This window comes from Serratia sp. 25CWL12 (assembly GCF_055790885.1).
This window is the reverse complement of sequence record NZ_CM147698.1, coordinates 4,481,537-4,501,169: the sequence shown is the minus strand read 5'-3', so window position 1 is coordinate 4,501,169 and position 19,633 is coordinate 4,481,537. Positions and strand designations below refer to the sequence as shown.

Here is a 19,633-nt window from a genome sequence, read left to right as displayed (position 1 = left end):
GTAGTATCGCCTCTTAAGAGGCTCCCCGTGTTTCGCCCCGCTCCATGCCCGTCGTCAATCAAACTACAGGGTTGTTGGCTACTTTCGCTCACCCTAGTCACATAGTTAGCTATGTTCCTAGGGATTCTCTCGATTGCCGCCTACCTGCAACTTGATTGAACTTGAGCATAAAAGCGAGACATCTAAAAACAAAAGGCGCGGAATTGTAGTGCAATTCCACGCCTATGACAAGTAGCAACCCCACTTGCCGTGCTGATTAATTGATCAGCCTTTCTCTACCTGGCTGAAATCCAATTCCACCGGTGTCGCTCGACCAAAGATGGAAACAGACACTTTCAGGCGGCTCTTCTCATAATCCACTTCTTCAACAACCCCGTTGAAGTCAGCAAATGGACCATCATTAACACGCACCAGCTCACCCGGTTCAAACAGCGTTTTCGGACGTGGTTTATCCCCAACCTGCTGCAGGCGGTTCATAATCGCATCCACTTCTTTATCGCTGATCGGTGCTGGACGATCAGAAGTCCCACCGATGAAGCCCATCACACGAGGAACACTACGTACCAAGTGCCAACTGGCGTCATTCATCACCATCTGAACCAATACATAACCAGGGAAGAACTTACGCTCACTCTTGCGACGTTGGCCACCACGGATCTCAACCACTTCTTCCGTGGGCACCATGACTTCGCCAAACAGCTCTTCCATATCATGCAATTTGATATGCTCACGTAGCGATTGAGCTACGCGACCTTCAAAGCCAGAAAACGCCTGAACGACGTACCAACGTTTTTTTGGGGCTTCCGACATTTTAGAACCTCAGGCCAGTAATAAACGATACCAGACGGACCAGAATACCATCCAGGCCCCACAAAATCAGTGACATAACGGCTGTTACCGCAGCAACGATCAACGTGGTGTGTAGCGTTTCCTGACGAGTTGGCCAGATCACCTTACGTACTTCAATACGCGCTTCGCGTGCAAACGCAACTGTCGCTTTGCCCTTATTGGTCATCAACGCCACTACACCAGCAACGGCAATAATCACCACAACTGCCAATGCGCGCAATGGCAGGCTGTACTCACGGAAGTAGTTATTACCGACAATAGCCACAACCAATAGAACGACGACGATCAACCACTTGGTCACTTCCAGGCCACGCCCGCTGCCATGTGCCTCGGTATTCGCACTCATAAACCAACCTGTCACTAATGATTCAATCAAACAACTTTGCCTCATTATACGAGGCAAACCAAACCGAACAGGTGCCAACTCACAGCACCCCGGTGTTTCACGCCATGACATATTTCAGTCAATGCGGCTTAAGAGCCCATCTCACCAAGGATTACCACTGCAAAATCGCTGATGAGATAGGTTCTAGTTTAAAGCGTACAAAAAGGGCATCAAATGATGCCCTTTTCGCTATGTCGCGTCAAATATTATCCGCAATTAAGCGATAACTTTGGCAACAACACCTGCACCAACGGTACGGCCACCTTCACGGATTGCAAAACGCAAACCGTCATCCATCGCGATTGGGTGGATCAAGGTCACTTTCATGTTCACGTTGTCACCTGGCATCACCATCTCTACGCCTTCTGGCAGTTCGATGGTACCGGTTACGTCAGTTGTACGGAAGTAGAACTGTGGACGGTAACCTTTGAAGAATGGGGTATGACGACCACCTTCTTCTTTGCTCAGGATATACACTTCTGAATCGAACTGAGTGTGTGGCTTGATTGAGCCTGGCTTGGCCAGAACCTGACCACGCTCGATATCTTCACGCTTGATACCACGCAGCAGAACACCCACGTTCTCACCAGCACGACCTTCGTCCAGCAGTTTGCGGAACATTTCAACACCGGTACAAGTTGATTTCACGGTATCCTTGATACCGACGATTTCAACTTCTTCACCCACCTTGACGATGCCGCGCTCTACACGACCGGTAACTACAGTACCACGGCCAGAAATAGAGAATACGTCTTCGATTGGCAGCAGGAATGGCTTGTCAATCGCACGCTCTGGTTCTGGAATGTAAGAATCCAGGAAGCCAGCCAGTTCGATGATCTTCGCTTCCCACTCTGCGTCGCCTTCCAGTGCTTTCAGCGCTGAACCACGAATCACTGGCAGGTCATCACCAGGGAAATCATAAGCAGACAGAAGTTCACGAACTTCCATTTCTACCAGTTCCAGCAGCTCTTCATCATCAACCATGTCACACTTGTTCATGAATACGATGATGTAAGGAACGCCAACCTGACGACCCAGCAGGATGTGCTCACGAGTCTGAGGCATTGGGCCATCAGTCGCTGCCACAACCAGAATAGCGCCGTCCATCTGAGCAGCACCGGTGATCATGTTTTTCACATAGTCGGCGTGCCCTGGGCAGTCAACGTGTGCGTAGTGGCGAGTCGGGGTATCATATTCAACGTGTGAAGTGTTGATGGTGATACCACGTGCTTTTTCTTCTGGTGCGTTATCGATCTGATCGAAAGCACGTGCATTACCGCCGTAGGTTTTAGCCAGAACGGTGGTGATTGCAGCTGTCAGAGTGGTTTTACCATGGTCAACGTGGCCGATAGTACCGACGTTAACGTGCGGTTTTGTACGTTCAAATTTTTCTTTAGACATCGATTGTCCCTCTAAGACACGGATAAATCGGTGGTATCACCACATCAACCAAGCATTTGCTTGTTGGATCCAACACAGAAAAAATCAGGGGACGAGGATTTAAGAAGTGGTGCTGATAGGCAGATTCGAACTGCCGACCTCACCCTTACCAAGGGTGCGCTCTACCAACTGAGCTATATCAGCACATCTTGGAGCGGGCAATGGGAATCGAACCCACATCATCAGCTTGGAAGGCTGAGGTAATAGCCATTATACGATGCCCGCATCCTGGAACTCGGCTACCTAATTTTTCTGTAGAATTTACAGGTTATGGTGGGAGAAGGATTATTCGTCGCTTGTTCCTCACCTTTCGGACCAAGCTGCGCAACTTATCTGGCGCTGCTTGACTCGAAGCTTACTGAAGGTTTTCACCTTCCCCAAATCATGTTCATAATCAGAATCATCATTTGAGATAAGTTCTGATTGAAAATCGGATTTGGTGGTGGGGGAAGGATTCGAACCTTCGAAGTCTGTGACGGCAGATTTACAGTCTGCTCCCTTTGGCCGCTCGGGAACCCCACCTGATTTTAACTATTGTACTTGATGGTGCCGGCTACCGGAATCGAACTGGTGACCTACTGATTACAAGTCAGTTGCTCTACCTACTGAGCTAAGCCGGCATCAAGTGCAGCGCATTCTAGGTAGAGCTGACGGGCTATGCAACTAAAAAATTGCATTCTATGCACTACCGCTCATAAATCAGCCAATTCATGGCTGCTATTGGCTATTTTTCTCACAGCTCGAACAATAATTCATCAACTGCAGAATCCGGCTTAAACAAATTTCGTTGTCTTACCCACATTCCCACCAGAGCATGGCGGCAAACAATCACGCTAAGAACCATTGAGATCGAGTACGATGCTCCAAAAGAGGGCAATACGTTTATCGGACATATTCATTACATAGTTAATAGACATACCGTGCAGGAGGGTGAAGAACATGGCCAAGGCCAACATGGTCAGTCGAATAAACCTAACAAGCTATGATTCCAGGCAAAAGCGACATTGAATGCTCATATTGGCGCAGTTATTGCTTAAGTCATGACTTTTTATGCAGGAATATGGCCAGTGAAAATAATCATGCTCAATTCAGTCACTCTCCCTTTCTACTGTGGAGAACTGGCGCACCTACTGATGGATGCAGTCACTCATGGTGCTTCTGTTGGTTACAATTCGAACCTTCGCCATGAAGAAGCAGAGAATTATTTCCAGTCACTTCAGCCAACACTAGCAAATGGGATGCGACTTTTATGGGTCGTCATGCACAACAATGAGGCAATTGGCACTGTGCAACTTGAACTATGCCAAAAACCAAACGGCAGTAATCGGGCCGAAATACAAAAACTCCTCGTCCACAGCAAGGCTCGCCGCCATGGTGTCGGCCGGGCACTAATGAAAACACTGGAAATGACCGCGCGGAGTCTGCGTCGCGGCCTGCTTTATCTGGATACTCAAGCAGGATCCGCTGCGGAAAATTTGTATCACTCATTAGATTACTGTCGTCTTGGTGAAATACCTGATTACGCTACTACCCCCGACGGCCTTTATCACCCGACGGTGATTTATTATAAGCGACTGTTTAATTTCGATTTATCTTCAAATCACATGATCAACTAAGCACTATTCTGCCAGTCGATATCATGGCAGGTTTAAGTACGGGTTAAGGAATGCACGCCATCCAGCGTCCTATCACTTGCGCATAAATACGCTCTCTATCGATAACATTTGCAAAAAAAGCTACGCCAAAAAAGAAGCTATCTATAATATGCAGTTTGTTTATTATCTGGAGTTGGCGCACTGCGCTTTTCCTAACCTGCGTTAACGGGCAGAATTTGGCTTATGATGATAAAAAGAGATCCATGTTTAGCAACACCTTATCTTCAGTTTGATCGTACCCAATGGGCAGCACTGCGAGATTCAGTACCACTGACGTTATCAGAAGAAGATATTGTTAAACTCAAAGGGATTAACGAAGATCTCTCCTTAGAAGAAGTCGCGCAAATCTATTTACCGCTTTCGCGACTACTGAACTTCTATATCAGCTCTAACCTACGCCGTCAGGCTGTTCTGGAACAGTTCCTAGGAACTGATGGACAACGCATACCTTATGTAATTGGCATTGCGGGTAGTGTCGCTGTGGGTAAAAGTACTACTGCACGCTTGTTGCAGGCGTTATTGAGCCGTTGGCCAGAACATCGCAGTGTGGAGCTGATCACCACCGATGGCTTCTTGCACCCAAACAAGGTGCTCAATGAACGCGGTCTGATGAAGAAAAAAGGGTTCCCACAATCCTACGATATGCATAGCTTAGTAAAATTCGTCTCAGAGGTTAAATCTGGCGCGAAACATGTTACTGCTCCAGTATATTCTCATCTGATCTATGATATCGTGCCGAGAGATCATAAGGTCATTGAACAACCCGACATTCTCATTTTGGAAGGGTTGAATGTTCTGCAAAGTGGAATGGATTACTCACATGATCCTCATCGGGTATTTGTTTCCGACTTTGTTGATTTCTCAATCTATGTCGATGCCCCAGAAGATTTATTGCAAACGTGGTATATCAACCGCTTTCTGAAATTCCGCCAAGGTGCTTTCTCTAATCCAGATTCTTATTTCCATAACTATGCAAAATTACCAGAAGAGGAGGCAGTTAATATTGCCGCTCAGTTATGGAGTGATATCAATGGGTTAAATTTAAAACAAAATATCCTGCCAACTCGTGAAAGAGCCAGTTTGATCATGACAAAAAGTGCCAATCACGCAGTAGAAAGTGTCCGATTGCGCAAATAGTCAACGATAGTGACCCAATAAATGTCCCTCAGTAGAAGGCTTACCCATAAGCCTTCTACTGAGGAGACTATGGTAAATAGCCAGCGAATCGCATCCTGACCAATCTCCTGCTTGGTCACCTTCTGACTGCGGCTGATATAAAGCTGGAATATCATTCAGCGCTGCGCAAAGATATTTCACCACCAATGAAAGGTTTAATTACGCCATCTTGCTCAAGTAACAATGCGCCTTGCTGATCAATTCCCCTGGAGATGCCTAAAATCTGCTGATCACCAATTAAAAGTTTAACTGGTCGATCGATAAAATTATCCAAGTCACGCCAACGAGAAATAAATGGTGCCAATCCTTCTACTTCGAATAGTCGTAAAGAATAACGTAGCTCGTTGAGTAACTTTGCTGCTAATTCATTGCGATCAATATTAATTCCCGCTTCCTGTAAGTTAATCCAGCGCTGATCAATTGAATTAGCATTCGTCTCACGCATCGCCAGATTAATACCCGCCCCCATAACCAATTGAGCAGCATCCCCCGTCTTACCGGTTAATTCAACTAGGATCCCTGCCAACTTGCGATCATCAAGATATAAATCATTTGGCCACTTAACGCGTACTTTTTCTGCCCCTAGCCGCTGTAGTACCTCAGCCATCACAATACCAATGACCAGACTTAATCCCATCGCAGCGGCAGGACCTTGTTCAAGCCGCCAAAACATGGACAAATAAAGGTTGCTACCGAAAGGAGATACCCATTGCCGCCCACGCCGCCCACGCCCTGCCTGCTGATACTCTGCAATACAAGCATCGCCAGAGGTCAATTCTTTTATTCTATCCAACAGGTATTGATTTGTTGAGTCAACGACTGGCAATACCGTTACCCGCTTATCATCTAACAGATTCAGGATACGTTCGACATCCAGCAGCTCAAGTGCCACAGGCAGGCTATAGCCCTTGCCTGGTAGCGTGAATACATCCAATCCCCATTCACGAATCGTCTGGATATGCTTGTTAATCGCCGCTCGGCTCATTCCAAGAGATTCCCCTAGATACTCACCGGAGTGAAACTCACCATCGGCGAGTAATGAAATGATCTTCAAGGGTACTTTGGTATCCTTCATGACAACACCTCAATCGCATCCACTTCACCGGTGGCAGCAATAAAGCGCACTTCGGGTTCTAACCAGATATCAAACTTAGATGCCACGGTATTGCGCACATGCCGTGCTAACGCAACCAGGTCCTGACTGCTGGCATTACCTGTATTAACCAATACCAATGCCTGCTGCCGATGTACTGCGGCCCCACCAATCTGATAACCCTTTAACGAACATTGATCGATAAGCCAACCAGCAGCCAGTTTCACTTGCCCATCTGACTGTGGGTAATGCGGCATTGATGGGTATTGGGTAAGTAGTTCATTAGCGACATCGCCACTCACCTGGGGATTTTTAAAAAAACTGCCTGCATTGCCCATCACTCGTGGATCCGGCAATTTAGTACGCCGGGTAGCACACACCGCATCATAGACTTGCTGTGGCGTTACCGTCTGCGGATCCAGTTTGCTTAGCTCACCGTAATTGAGCTGAGGACACCATTGTTTGCTAAGTCGAAAGCCAACACCCACGATCGCAAAACCTTGTTTAAATTCATGCTTAAAAACACTTTCTCGGTAACCAAACTCACAGCGCTGTGGCTCCATGCGATCAATCTCACCAGTGGTCAGATTTAACAGATCAACATACTCACACACTTGCCTCAGTTCCATACCATAGGCACCAATATTTTGAATCGGTGCAGAACCTACTAATCCCGGGATTAACGCAAGATTTTCCAAACCTGGAATACCACATTCAATGGTATGCTTGACCAAATGATGCCAGTTTTCCCCTGCACCAACATGAAGATACCAGGCGTCTTGCTCTTCCCTGATCTCAATGCCTTTTAGTTCGTTGACCACGATAGTGCCAGCAAAATCTTCTAAAAACAGCATGTTACTACCCTCTCCTAATACCAGTAAGGGTTCCTGCCGCTTTTGTGCCTTCTGCCAGGCTTTAATCATCATTTCAATCTGTTCTGCAATAACTAAATGCGCTGTGTTGACCGGGAGCGCAAATGTATTGTAGTTCTTTAAAGACGCGCTTTCAGTAGACATGTTTTAATTACTCTCACTTAATAAACTTTCATCTAGTCTACTCGATTCGTCGCCAATGGCTATTATTTGTTTTTGTCAGCGAGATTTTTGTTGTCATTTAATAATGACGACCTATTCCGTTCAATGAATACATATATAAATCATATTGATATAGTATTAATTTTATCTATAAGAAAATGAATATAAATTAAATAAATATTAATTATAAGTATCAATATAGGGTTAGAAGTATAGAATCAAAAATCTGGTGAATATTATCGAGAAAAATCTCAGTCCTAAATCGAGTCAGACTCATTTTATCATACACAGCAAAAAGCCCCACGCTTGCGCACGGGGCTTTCTACTTGTTTGGATGCCTGGGTGCCTACACAGTATTCGTCTCACCCTGAGACTCCCTGTGGGGCCACCGTCAACGGCGTTCCCCTCAGTTCCCTATTCCGCAATGGCTTGAATCAGAGAAGAGATAACTGTTTTATAAAAAATCACAAAAGCAAAAAGCCCCATGCTTGCGCACGGGGCTTTCTACTTATTTGGATGCCTGGCAGTGTCCTACTCTCACATGGGGAGACCCCACACTACCATCGGCGCTACGGCGTTTCACTTCTGAGTTCGGCATGGGATCAGGTGGGACCACCGCGCTAAGGCCGCCAGGCAAATTCTGTTTCATTTCAACCGCTTTACCTCAGTAAAGCCATCAAAACCAATCTCGGAACTTCGCTGAAAATCAAAGCAATTCGCGTCTCTCAATAAAACACCTTCGGTGTTGTAAGGTTAAGCCTCACGGTTCATTAGTACTGGTTAGCTCAATACATCGCTGCACTTACACACCCAGCCTATCAACGTCTTAGTCTTAAACGTTCCTTCAGGGGCCTTAAAGGCCCAGGGAAGACTCATCTCGAGGCAAGTTTCGCGCTTAGATGCTTTCAGCGCTTATCTTTTCCGCACTTAGCTACCGGGCAGTGCCATTGGCATGACAACCCGAACACCAGGGGTGCGTTCACTCCGGTCCTCTCGTACTAGGAGCAAACCCTCTCAATCTTCCAACGCCCACGGCAGATAGGGACCGAACTGTCTCACGACGTTCTAAACCCAGCTCGCGTACCACTTTAAATGGCGAACAGCCATACCCTTGGGACCTACTTCAGCCCCAGGATGTGATGAGCCGACATCGAGGTGCCAAACACCGCCGTCGATATGAACTCTTGGGCGGTATCAGCCTGTTATCCCCGGAGTACCTTTTATCCGTTGAGCGATGGCCCTTCCATTCAGAACCACCGGATCACTAAGACCTACTTTCGTACCTGCTCGAGCCGTCACTCTCACAGTCAAGCTGGCTTATGCCTTTGCACTAACCTCACGATGTCCGACCGTGATTAGCCAACCTTCGTGCTCCTCCGTTACTCTTTGGGAGGAGACCGCCCCAGTCAAACTACCCACCAGACACTGTCCTCACCCCGGATCACGGGGCCGAGTTAGAACATCAAACATTAAAGGGTGGTATTTCAAGGTTGGCTCCATGCAGACTGGCGTCCACACTTCAAAGCCTCCCACCTATCCTACACATCAAGGCTCAATGTTCAGTGTCAAGCTATAGTAAAGGTTCACGGGGTCTTTCCGTCTTGCCGCGGGTACACTGCATCTTCACAGCGAGTTCAATTTCACTGAGTCTCGGGTGGAGACAGCCTGGCCATCATTACGCCATTCGTGCAGGTCGGAACTTACCCGACAAGGAATTTCGCTACCTTAGGACCGTTATAGTTACGGCCGCCGTTTACTGGGGCTTCGATCAAGAGCTTCGCGTTGCCGCTAACCCCATCAATTAACCTTCCAGCACCGGGCAGGCGTCACACCGTATACGTCCACTTTCGTGTTTGCACAGTGCTGTGTTTTTATTAAACAGTTGCAGCCAGCTGGTATCTGCGACTGGCTTCAGCTCCAGGAGTAAATCCCTTCACCTAACGCCAGCGTGCCTTCTCCCGAAGTTACGGCACCATTTTGCCTAGTTCCTTCACCCGAGTTCTCTCAAGCGCCTGAGTATTCTCTACCTGACCACCTGTGTCGGTTTGGGGTACGATTAAATGTTACCTGATGCTTAGAGGCTTTTCCTGGAAGCAGGGCATCAACTACTTCATCTCCGTAGAGACTCGTCATCGTGCCTCAGGGTTGACAGTAAACCGGATTTGCCTGGTCTACCCCCCTACACACTTGAACCGGGACAACCGTCGCCCGGATAGCCTAGCCTTCTCCGTCCCCCCTTCGCAGTAACACCCAGTACAGGAATATTAACCTGTTTCCCATCGACTACGCTTTTCAGCCTCGCCTTAGGGGTCGACTCACCCTGCCCCGATTAACGTTGGACAGGAACCCTTGGTCTTCCGGCGAGCGGGCTTTTCACCCGCTTTATCGTTACTTATGTCAGCATTCGCACTTCTGATACCTCCAGCAACCCTCACAGGTCACCTTCGCAGGCTTACAGAACGCTCCCCTACCCAACAACGCCTAAGCGTCGCTGCCGCAGCTTCGGTGCATGGTTTAGCCCCGTTACATCTTCCGCGCAGGCCGACTCGACCAGTGAGCTATTACGCTTTCTTTAAATGATGGCTGCTTCTAAGCCAACATCCTGGCTGTCTGTGCCTTCCCACATCGTTTCCCACTTAACCATGACTTTGGGACCTTAGCTGGCGGTCTGGGTTGTTTCCCTCTTCACGACGGACGTTAGCACCCGCCGTGTGTCTCCCGTGATAACATTCTTCGGTATTCGCAGTTTGCATCGGGTTGGTAAGCCGGGATGGCCCCCTAGCCGAAACAGTGCTCTACCCCCGAAGATGAATTCACGAGGCGCTACCTAAATAGCTTTCGGGGAGAACCAGCTATCTCCCGGTTTGATTGGCCTTTCACCCCCAGCCACAAGTCATCCGCTAATTTTTCAACATTAGTCGGTTCGGTCCTCCAGTTAGTGTTACCCAACCTTCAACCTGCCCATGGCTAGATCACCGGGTTTCGGGTCTATACCTTGCAACTATTCGCCCAGTTAAGACTCGGTTTCCCTACGGCTCCCCTATTCGGTTAACCTTGCTACAAAATATAAGTCGCTGACCCATTATACAAAAGGTACGCAGTCACCTAACAAGTAGGCTCCCACTGCTTGTACGTACACGGTTTCAGGTTCTATTTCACTCCCCTCGCCGGGGTTCTTTTCGCCTTTCCCTCACGGTACTGGTTCACTATCGGTCAGTCAGGAGTATTTAGCCTTGGAGGATGGTCCCCCCATATTCAGACAGGATAACACGTGTCCCGCCCTACTCATCGAACTCACAATCTGTGCATCTTCGTGTACGGGACTATCACCCTTTACTGTGCGACTTTCCAGACGCTTCCACTGACACACAAACTGATTCAGGTTCTGGGCTCTTCCCCGTTCGCTCGCCGCTACTAGGGGAATCTCGGTTGATTTCTTTTCCTCGGGGTACTGAGATGTTTCAGTTCCCCCGGTTCGCCTCCTGCCACTATGTATTCATGACAGGATAGTGCAACGAATTGCACTGGGTTTCCCCATTCGGGTATTGTCGGTTGTAACGGTTCATATCACCTTACCGACACTTTTCGCAGATTAGCACGCCCTTCATCGCCTCTGACTGCCTAGGCATCCACCGTGTACGCTTAGTCGCTTAACCTCACAACCCGAAAGTGTCTTGCTGTCTGACGACAGGTCACTTTGTGCTGTGATTATTTGAGAGACTCTTTCAACGTCATCAATGTCAGTTAACTCATTGATGCGCTGAAGTTTCAATTTTCAGCTTGTTCCAGATTGTTAAAGAGCAATATCTTAAACATGACTCCACAGAATCATCTTTAAGATAAAAAGTATCGTCAGATACTGAAGACCGCCGCTTTCACCGGGAAGGTCGGAAGCAGTTGGCGTCCCCTAGGGGATTCGAACCCCTGTTACCGCCGTGAAAGGGCGGTGTCCTAGGCCTCTAGACGAAGGGGACACGACACCGTACTTTTATGACGCTTTTGCTCATTACTGTTCATCAGACAATCTGTGTGAGCACTTCACGCGAAGCAATATCTTTAGGTAAGGAGGTGATCCAACCGCAGGTTCCCCTACGGTTACCTTGTTACGACTTCACCCCAGTCATGAATTACAAAGTGGTAAGCGCCCTCCCGAAGGTTAAGCTACCTACTTCTTTTGCAACCCACTCCCATGGTGTGACGGGCGGTGTGTACAAGGCCCGGGAACGTATTCACCGTAGCATTCTGATCTACGATTACTAGCGATTCCGACTTCATGGAGTCGAGTTGCAGACTCCAATCCGGACTACGACGTACTTTATGAGGTCCGCTTGCTCTCGCGAGATCGCTTCTCTTTGTATACGCCATTGTAGCACGTGTGTAGCCCTACTCGTAAGGGCCATGATGACTTGACGTCATCCCCACCTTCCTCCGGTTTATCACCGGCAGTCTCCTTTGAGTTCCCGACCGAATCGCTGGCAACAAAGGATAAGGGTTGCGCTCGTTGCGGGACTTAACCCAACATTTCACAACACGAGCTGACGACAGCCATGCAGCACCTGTCTCAGAGTTCCCGAAGGCACCAATCCATCTCTGGAAAGTTCTCTGGATGTCAAGAGTAGGTAAGGTTCTTCGCGTTGCATCGAATTAAACCACATGCTCCACCGCTTGTGCGGGCCCCCGTCAATTCATTTGAGTTTTAACCTTGCGGCCGTACTCCCCAGGCGGTCGATTTAACGCGTTAGCTCCGGAAGCCACGCCTCAAGGGCACAACCTCCAAATCGACATCGTTTACAGCGTGGACTACCAGGGTATCTAATCCTGTTTGCTCCCCACGCTTTCGCACCTGAGCGTCAGTCTTTGTCCAGGGGGCCGCCTTCGCCACCGGTATTCCTCCAGATCTCTACGCATTTCACCGCTACACCTGGAATTCTACCCCCCTCTACAAGACTCTAGCTTGCCAGTTTCAAATGCAGTTCCCAAGTTAAGCTCGGGGATTTCACATCTGACTTAACAAACCGCCTGCGTGCGCTTTACGCCCAGTAATTCCGATTAACGCTTGCACCCTCCGTATTACCGCGGCTGCTGGCACGGAGTTAGCCGGTGCTTCTTCTGCGAGTAACGTCAATGTGATGTGCTATTAACACACCACCCTTCCTCCTCGCTGAAAGTGCTTTACAACCCTAAGGCCTTCTTCACACACGCGGCATGGCTGCATCAGGCTTGCGCCCATTGTGCAATATTCCCCACTGCTGCCTCCCGTAGGAGTCTGGACCGTGTCTCAGTTCCAGTGTGGCTGGTCATCCTCTCAGACCAGCTAGGGATCGTCGCCTAGGTGAGCCATTACCCCACCTACTAGCTAATCCCATCTGGGCACATCCGATGGTGTGAGGCCCGAAGGTCCCCCACTTTGGTCTTGCGACATTATGCGGTATTAGCTACCGTTTCCAGTAGTTATCCCCCTCCATCAGGCAGTTTCCCAGACATTACTCACCCGTCCGCCGCTCGTCACCCAGGGAGCAAGCTCCCCTGTGCTACCGCTCGACTTGCATGTGTTAAGCCTGCCGCCAGCGTTCAATCTGAGCCATGATCAAACTCTTCAATTAAAAGCTTGATTTGCTAAGTTAATAGCGATGCTCAAAGATTACTGCATGAATTTTACTTACATGAGTCACTCTTTAAGACTTGATATTTTTTGTTGCCGAAGCAACTGGATATCGTCTTGTGAGTGCCCACACAGATTGTCTGATAAATTGTTAAAGAGCAGTGAGTTACTGGCTTTCGCCCGTCAACTCGAGGTGGCGTATATTACGCTTCCTCATTTCAAAGAGGCCTGATTGCTCAAGTTATTCTCTGAATATCACGTAAACTCTGTGAACCTGTTCACAAGTTTCCGTGTCGATGGAGGCGCATTATAGGGATCTTCGTTTTTTCCACAACCTGTTTTTAGATCTTTTTTTTCGAATGCGCGTTTTTACGTCATTTCGCGTGATTCTTACCCGAAAGACGCTGTTTTCCCACCGTTGATGTTGCAAGCTTGTTGTAATTTCACTACCAAAGTCTAGTATTTCCAGTAATTCCGAACCTGATGCGAGGCCTTAACATGACCAATGCTGTACGTGCTTATCTTCATTACACCCCTAACATTGGTCAGCGAGTCATGATCGATCCTTCCAGCGTGGTGATCGGTAACGTTGAACTCGCTGATGATGTTAGCATCTGGCCCTTGGTTGCTATTCGCGGCGATGTTAATGCAGTGAGAATTGGTGCTCGTAGTAATATCCAGGATGGCTGTGTGCTACATGTTACCCATCAGTCCACCCATAATCCCGCTGGGTATCCCCTACTGATTGGTGAGAATGTCACCGTAGGACACAAAGCGATACTGCACGGTTGTAACATTGGTAACCGCGTGCTGGTGGGAATGGGGGCAATCTTGCTCGACGGCGCAATAATAGAAGATGACGTGATGATAGGCGCAGGTAGTTTGGTCACTTCGGGAAATCGCCTTGAGAGTGGCTACCTATATGTAGGCAGCCCAGTACGGCAGGTAAGGAAATTAACGCCAGCGGAATTGGAAGGATTGCTCTACTCCGCCAATAATTATGTTCGCTGGAAGAATGAATACCTTGCCGAAAATAGCTGATTGTCATCGCCCCGCTTATCAGTGCGGGGCCATACTCACATCGCCAATTCTTTACGCAATTGCTTCAACACTGGCTCTATCTCCGGCATAACACCATGCCACAAAAAGAAAGCATGTGCAGCCTGCCCTACCAACATACCCAAACCATCCGCATACTGCTGAACACCCAATTGCTGAACCCAGGCCAGAAATGGCGTGCTCCCATGTTGGTAGAACATGTCATAACATCGGGTAGTACTCTTCACCATACTTTCTGGTAAAGCGGGGATCTCACCATTAATCCCTGATGCAGTCGCGTTAATAACCAGGTCAACATGCTGTTGTTCTAGCTGATCCATAGGCAGTGCGCTAACCGCCCCCAGATGTTGGAACTCTTTCATCAATTCCTGTGCACGACTAAAAGTACGATTAGTGAGTACAACCTGGCAGCCAAAAGCGAGTAACGGCAACATAACGCCTCTTGCCGCGCCCCCTGCCCCAACCAGCAGCACACGATCACTGGGCTGGATCAATTGCTGCCGCTCAAGATCGGAGAGCAAACCGATGCCATCAGTATTATCCCCCAACAACTGACCACCAGGTAATACCTTAAGTGTATTCACCGCCCCTGCCACAGCGGCTCTTTCACTAAGTTCAGTGGCCACTTTATAGGCTCGCTCTTTAAAAGGTACGGTGACATTGGCTCCCTGGCCACCAGCAGCAATAAACTGCTGTAGAGTTCGTTCAAAATCCTCTAGCGGAACCAGGACCGCACCATAAGGGTGCTCGATCCCTGTTTGCTCAGCAAAGAGCGCATGAATGCGAGGGGATTTACTATGAGCAATCGGATTACCTAATACCGTAAACTTTTCCATACAAATAGCCTCTAGCCCTGACGGATCAACTGACCGGTCAGAACATCTCGAATTTCAGAAGGGTTCAACCGGCCACCTACATCACCCGCTAATACCGGAAAAGTGTCACCAAACTGCTGCCTCACTTCTATAACCGTGCGACACGGCGATTGGCCACTTAAGTTGGCGCTGGTTGAGACCAAAGGCTTACCAAACTGACGACAAAGCTGTTGTACCAACGGATGAGCGCTAACACGAACCGCCAGTGAATCAAATCGCCCTGTAAGGAGGCGTGGAGTTTGTTGTTTTGCCGGGACCACCCAGGTCACTGGTCCGGGCCAACTGGCAAACATCATGGCACGCTGCCGCTCACCCAACACGTTGTCATCAATATACGGTGTGAGTTGTGTATAGTCTGCGGCGATCAGGATCAGGCCCTTTTCCCACGGACGTTGTTTCAATGCCAGTAAGGTCTTCACTGCATACTCACTATCAGGGTCACATCCCAAACCGAATACCGCCTCTGTTGGATAAGCGATAACCTGCTGGTTTTGCAATGCAGTCATAATAGGAGCGAATAAGGAAATCTGTTCTGGGTTCATGAGATGATTATTCTGTGAGTGCGACGGGTTTTCCACAGCGTTTACTGGCACAGTAAAGCATCAAGCCTTTTGCTGTGTGCTTTTCCATCAGTAACGGGTAGTGGCAATAAGCACACTCACCAGCAACAGGTTTAAAATTTAGCGCAAACTGGCAGTCTGGATAACGGTCACAAGAATGAAACACTTTGCCATAGCGGGACTTGCGTTGCAGCAGTTTACCCTGTACACATTGGGGACAAGGGATACTGGTTTCATCAGGCTTGTCGATAACTTCAGTATGAGTGCACTCAGGGTAACGACTACAACCAATAAACATCCCATAGCGCCCCTGGCGTAGTACCAAGGTCGCCTGACACTTCGGGCATTCTTGGCCCTCCAGCACTTTGACAATATGCCCATCTGCCTGTGCTTTTAACGGCCGGATATATTGGCATGTGGGATATTGAGAACAACCAAGAAAGGGGCCGTGACGACCACTACGGATCACCAATTCGGCCCCACATTCAGGACAAGGTTCATTTTGCCTGGTGGCAAAAATCGCGTTTTTTGTCATAACTTCTTCTATGCTTGTTAGCTGCTCAGTGCAGGTAACCTTCGTTGACTTCAAACAACAGCTCTTCCATCTGCTGATAAGCGCTTTCATACCCGGGGATATTAAACAACACCATCAGCACGACCCATTTCAGATCTTCGAGATCGAACTCCGTATTATCCAAGGCCATAACACGATCGATAACCATTTCACGGGTTTCGAGGTTCAATACCTGTATTTGTTCCAAAAACAGGAGAAAACCGCGGCAACTGGCATCTAAACGCCCCCCTTCTTCTTCAGTGTAGATCCGCATCGCAAGTGGATCCGCACCCATAAAATAAGGTGCATTCTCTCCTTCCTGGAGGTCTGCAAGTTTCTCCAACCAATTCAATGCATTATAGATATCATTCCGGTCAAATCCTGCCTCGGCAAGATCATTCGTCAAGGTATCCTGATCAACCTGCATCTCAGGCTCATTGTGTATATAAGTTTCAAACAAATACATGAGTACGTCGAACATGGTCAGCCCTCCTTATTCGGACATAACCGCCGGGTACAGCTGCGATCCACCCTGCTAACTCCAGATCGAGTAACTTGACTACCACCTCTGGCACAGGTTGGCCGGCACGTGCAGCGACGACGTCAACAGGTGTTACCTCATCTCCTACGTTAGCCAACACATCAGCAAATGGCAATTCAACTTGTGCTGCTAATAAAGAAATAGTTGTATTTTCTCTTAAAGGCAACCAATGCAGACCACTGCGAAGCTGTTCTATTATATCCTTCGGACTGGTCACCAAACTTGCTCCTTGCTGGATCAAGCAATGTGTTCCCTCACTCATTGGATTACCTAGCGCCCCCGGCAGAGCAAATACCTCGCGCCCTTGCTCCAGAGCATAACGGGCTGTAATCAGCGATCCGCTCCGCAATGAGGCCTCGATAACCACTACCCCCATACTCAGCCCACTGATAATCCGATTGCGACGCGGGAAATGAGCAGGCAACGGTAAATCCGTCACCAAATACTCGGAAATCACCGCCCCGCCTTGTTCAATGATTTGTTCTGCCAAGCGGTGGTGGCGGCGTGGGTAGATATTTTCCAAGCCGCTCCCCAACACAGCAACAGTTACCCCTTGTGCTGCCAACGCTGCACGATGGCAGATACCATCAATGCCTATCGCTAACCCGCTGGTGACCGCAAACCCTCCCTGCACCAAGCCAGAAGCAAAATAAGCCCCCCAATGTTCACCATAATGGCTGAATTGCCGACTACCCACCATGGCAACCTGCGGTAATTGCAACGCAGTAAGATTCCCCTTCACTAACAATAATAGCGGTGCATTATCGATATGTACCAGAGACTCAGGAAAGTTGGCCTCACCATAGCGCAACATCTGATTTCCCGGCACTTCCAACCATTTAAGTGTGCTATCAAGATACTGGGCATGCTGGAACTGTTTGCGCTGTTTTTCATTCAGCCCCAATGCCCTTAGCAGTGGGTAAGGATCCCCCCCTTCAACGACCAACTGATTTATCATATGGCTAGCCAGTGGCGCACTGATCCCTGTCACTGCATACATGCGTAAACCAATCTCTTCTGGCTGCATCAGGCATTTCCTTACTCAAATTGAAGCATTACCAATTCATGCAATTGGTTCAGGATGCTGTCAATCAGGTCAGGAAATGTCTAGAATGGAAACTAATCTCTCGTTATCACTCGGATACAGATCTAAAGATATATGTCAGTCTTGCAGGTATTACATTTCCCAGATGAGCGGCTGCGCAAAGTTGCAGCCCCAGTAAAAGAAGTCAATGCAGATATCCAACGTATCGTGGATGATATGTTTGAAACCATGCGCGCAGAAGAAGGCATTGGCCTGGCTGCGACACAAGTGGATATTCATCAACGTATTATTGTCATTGACGTTTCTGAGAACCACGATCAACCGCTGGTGTTGATCAACCCGGAGTTGCTGGAAAAAAGTGGTGAAACCGGTATTGAAGAAGGCTGTCTTTCCGTTCCTGAACATCGTGCCTTGGTGCCACGTGCGGAGAAAATTACAGTCCGGGCACTTGACCGTGAAGGGCGACCTTTTACGCTAGAGGCCGATGATCTGTTGGCTATCTGTATCCAACACGAAATGGATCATCTGGTTGGCAAGCTCTTTGTCGATTACCTTTCGCCCTTGAAACGCCAACGGATCCGTCAGAAACTGGAAAAAATGGCCAAGCTTAATGCTCGCTAGCCGATCAGGAAACCAACGTGTCTGATTCTTTAAAAGTTATTTTTGCCGGTACCCCAGACTTTGCAGCGCGTCATCTCGATGCGCTGTTGTCGTCTGAGCATCAGATTGTCGGTGTATTCACTCAACCCGACCGCCCCGCAGGACGGGGAAATAAGCTGACACCTAGCCCGGTCAAGATACTGGCTGAACAACACCAAATCCCTGTTTTTCAGCCTAACTCGCTGCGTCCGCAAGAAAATCAGCATCTGGTTGCTTCTCTTGATGCAGACGTTATGGTTGTGGTTGCCTATGGTCTGATCCTGCCCAAAGCCGTGCTGGAAATGCCACGTCTGGGGTGCATCAATGTCCATGGCTCTCTGCTTCCCTATTGGCGGGGGGCGGCTCCGATCCAACGCGCATTATGGGCTGGTGACAAAGAAACCGGCATAACAATCATGCAGATGGATGTCGGTCTTGATACTGGCGATATCATGCACAAAATCCATTGTCCGATCGAAGCCACCGATACCAGTGCTACCTTGTATGACAAACTCGCCATGCTAGGCCCACAAGGGCTGCTCACTACCTTACAACAATTGGTTGCTGGTACAGTAAAGCGCGAAGTGCAAGATAATGCGTTAGCCACCTATGCTGAAAAGCTGAGTAAAGAAGAGGCCCGTCTCGATTGGCATCTGTCTGCCGTACAACTGGAACGCTGCATTCGCGCATTCAACCCCTGGCCGGTCAGCTATTTCATTATCGAAGATCAGCCGGTAAAAGTCTGGCAAGCCAACGTGTTAACGGAAACAACCAACGTGGAGCCAGGCACTATCGTGTGTGCCGACAAGCAAGGTATTCAGGTGGCCACCGCAGAAGGTATTTTGAACCTGACGCAGTTGCAACCCGCTGGTAAAAAACCGATGTCAGCACAGGATTTACTGAATTCGCGCCGCGAATGGTTTACACCAGGTAAACTACTATACACTAAATAATTCGAGTTGCAGGAAGGCGGCAACGCAGAGAATCCCCAGGAGCTTACACTGGTAAGTGACTGGGGTGAGCGAGGAAAGCCAACACACATGCAACTTGAAGTATGACGAGTATATAAGTACTCCCATTGCTCGGCGACCACGTCGAGCTGTTTCTTTCCTAATGCCGACCATTAT

15 protein-coding genes, 5 tRNA genes, 3 rRNA genes and 1 other RNA gene are annotated in these 19,633 nt (G+C 48.6%); 5 read left to right on the top strand and 19 right to left on the bottom strand.

Features of this window, described 5'->3' with window-relative positions:
• Positions 1 to 264: 264 nt before the first annotated feature.
• The 8 genes from nusG to ACX9GV_RS19660 form a co-directional block, all read right to left on the bottom strand.
• Entirely contained in the window at positions 265 to 810 is a 546-nt protein-coding gene (gene nusG, locus ACX9GV_RS19695) for a transcription termination/antitermination protein NusG (RefSeq protein WP_004929914.1), read from the bottom strand.
• A 1-nt stretch (position 811) separates the two neighbouring features.
• Positions 812 to 1,195 (bottom strand): preprotein translocase subunit SecE, encoded by a 384-nt coding sequence (gene secE, locus ACX9GV_RS19690; RefSeq protein ID WP_023490702.1) that lies wholly within the window; start codon positions 1,193 to 1,195, stop codon positions 812 to 814.
• A 255-nt stretch (positions 1,196 to 1,450) separates the two neighbouring features.
• Entirely contained in the window at positions 1,451 to 2,635 is a 1,185-nt protein-coding gene (gene tuf, locus ACX9GV_RS19685; protein ID WP_473196612.1) for an elongation factor Tu, read from the bottom strand.
• A gap of 107 nt (positions 2,636 to 2,742) precedes the next feature.
• Positions 2,743 to 2,818: transfer RNA gene (locus tag ACX9GV_RS19680), tRNA-Thr, on the bottom strand.
• A 6-nt stretch (positions 2,819 to 2,824) separates the two neighbouring features.
• Positions 2,825 to 2,899: transfer RNA gene (locus ACX9GV_RS19675), tRNA-Gly, on the bottom strand.
• 43 nt (positions 2,900 to 2,942) lie between these two features.
• Positions 2,943 to 3,066: non-coding RNA, RtT sRNA (locus ACX9GV_RS19670), on the bottom strand.
• Between the two features lie 45 nt (positions 3,067 to 3,111).
• A tRNA-Tyr gene (locus tag ACX9GV_RS19665) sits at positions 3,112 to 3,196 on the bottom strand.
• A gap of 22 nt (positions 3,197 to 3,218) precedes the next feature.
• A tRNA-Thr gene (locus ACX9GV_RS19660) sits at positions 3,219 to 3,294 on the bottom strand.
• Between the two features lie 447 nt (positions 3,295 to 3,741).
• Here ACX9GV_RS19660 and ACX9GV_RS19655 point away from each other — a divergent pair.
• Positions 3,742 to 4,290, top strand: a complete 549-nt coding sequence (locus ACX9GV_RS19655) for a GNAT family N-acetyltransferase (RefSeq protein WP_473196611.1) — start codon at positions 3,742 to 3,744, stop codon at positions 4,288 to 4,290.
• A 225-nt stretch (positions 4,291 to 4,515) separates the two neighbouring features.
• Positions 4,516 to 5,466 carry a type I pantothenate kinase gene (gene coaA / locus ACX9GV_RS19650; RefSeq protein WP_037386471.1) on the top strand — a complete coding sequence of 317 codons (951 nt, stop codon included), beginning with the start codon at positions 4,516 to 4,518 and terminating at the stop codon, positions 5,464 to 5,466.
• Positions 5,467 to 5,617: 151 nt separating this feature from the next.
• On the opposite strand, the gene birA is transcribed toward coaA, so the two are convergent.
• The 6 genes from birA to ACX9GV_RS19620 all read right to left on the bottom strand — a co-directional run bounded on the left by birA (position 5,618) and on the right by ACX9GV_RS19620 (position 13,235).
• Positions 5,618 to 6,580, bottom strand: a complete 963-nt coding sequence (birA, locus tag ACX9GV_RS19645) for a bifunctional biotin--[acetyl-CoA-carboxylase] ligase/biotin operon repressor BirA (RefSeq protein WP_023491904.1) — start codon at positions 6,578 to 6,580, stop codon at positions 5,618 to 5,620.
• Entirely contained in the window at positions 6,577 to 7,614 is a 1,038-nt protein-coding gene (gene murB / locus ACX9GV_RS19640; RefSeq protein WP_473196610.1) for a UDP-N-acetylmuramate dehydrogenase, read from the bottom strand. Before murB ends, birA begins: the two co-directional genes overlap by 4 nt.
• 536 nt (positions 7,615 to 8,150) lie before the next feature.
• Positions 8,151 to 8,266 (bottom strand): 5S ribosomal RNA (gene rrf, locus ACX9GV_RS19635).
• Between the two features lie 115 nt (positions 8,267 to 8,381).
• Positions 8,382 to 11,288: ribosomal RNA gene (locus ACX9GV_RS19630) — 23S ribosomal RNA — on the bottom strand.
• Positions 11,289 to 11,530: 242 nt separating this feature from the next.
• Positions 11,531 to 11,606: transfer RNA gene (locus ACX9GV_RS19625), tRNA-Glu, on the bottom strand.
• Between the two features lie 87 nt (positions 11,607 to 11,693).
• Positions 11,694 to 13,235: ribosomal RNA gene (locus ACX9GV_RS19620) — 16S ribosomal RNA — on the bottom strand.
• The 16S, 23S and 5S rRNA genes sit together here with 1 tRNA gene alongside, the layout of an rRNA operon.
• 497 nt (positions 13,236 to 13,732) lie before the next feature.
• Between ACX9GV_RS19620 and ACX9GV_RS19615 the strand changes: the two genes are divergently transcribed.
• Positions 13,733 to 14,275, top strand: a complete 543-nt coding sequence (locus tag ACX9GV_RS19615) for a gamma carbonic anhydrase family protein (RefSeq protein ID WP_473196609.1) — start codon at positions 13,733 to 13,735, stop codon at positions 14,273 to 14,275.
• 35 nt (positions 14,276 to 14,310) lie between these two features.
• Here the strand turns inward: ACX9GV_RS19615 and aroE are convergent, their stop codons facing one another.
• Genes aroE through dprA form a run of 5 tightly spaced genes read right to left on the bottom strand, consistent with a single transcriptional unit; the run spans position 14,311 to position 17,849 of the window.
• Complete coding sequence (gene aroE / locus ACX9GV_RS19610) at positions 14,311 to 15,129, bottom strand: shikimate dehydrogenase (RefSeq protein WP_473196608.1); 819 nt, start codon at positions 15,127 to 15,129, stop codon at positions 14,311 to 14,313.
• Positions 15,130 to 15,140: 11 nt separating this feature from the next.
• On the bottom strand, positions 15,141 to 15,710 hold the full coding sequence (tsaC, locus tag ACX9GV_RS19605; protein WP_473196607.1) for an L-threonylcarbamoyladenylate synthase type 1 TsaC: 570 nt from the start codon (positions 15,708 to 15,710) through the stop codon (positions 15,141 to 15,143).
• Positions 15,711 to 15,717: 7 nt separating this feature from the next.
• Positions 15,718 to 16,263, bottom strand: a complete 546-nt coding sequence (locus tag ACX9GV_RS19600) for a DNA topoisomerase family protein (RefSeq protein WP_473196606.1) — start codon at positions 16,261 to 16,263, stop codon at positions 15,718 to 15,720.
• A 25-nt stretch (positions 16,264 to 16,288) separates the two neighbouring features.
• Positions 16,289 to 16,762: a DUF494 family protein Smg gene (smg, locus tag ACX9GV_RS19595; RefSeq protein ID WP_037385535.1), complete on the bottom strand. Its 474-nt coding sequence runs from the start codon at positions 16,760 to 16,762 to the stop codon at positions 16,289 to 16,291.
• Positions 16,734 to 17,849, bottom strand: a complete 1,116-nt coding sequence (dprA, locus tag ACX9GV_RS19590; RefSeq protein WP_473196605.1) for a DNA-protecting protein DprA — start codon at positions 17,847 to 17,849, stop codon at positions 16,734 to 16,736. The genes smg and dprA overlap by 29 nt, the downstream gene beginning before the upstream one ends.
• Before the next feature lie 132 nt (positions 17,850 to 17,981).
• Between dprA and def the strand changes: the two genes are divergently transcribed.
• Both def and fmt read left to right on the top strand, forming a co-directional pair.
• Positions 17,982 to 18,488 (top strand): peptide deformylase, encoded by a 507-nt coding sequence (def, locus tag ACX9GV_RS19585; RefSeq protein ID WP_473196604.1) that lies wholly within the window; start codon positions 17,982 to 17,984, stop codon positions 18,486 to 18,488.
• Positions 18,489 to 18,505: 17 nt separating this feature from the next.
• Positions 18,506 to 19,459 (top strand): methionyl-tRNA formyltransferase, encoded by a 954-nt coding sequence (gene fmt, locus ACX9GV_RS19580; RefSeq protein ID WP_473196603.1) that lies wholly within the window; start codon positions 18,506 to 18,508, stop codon positions 19,457 to 19,459.
• Positions 19,460 to 19,633: the final 174 nt, after the last annotated feature.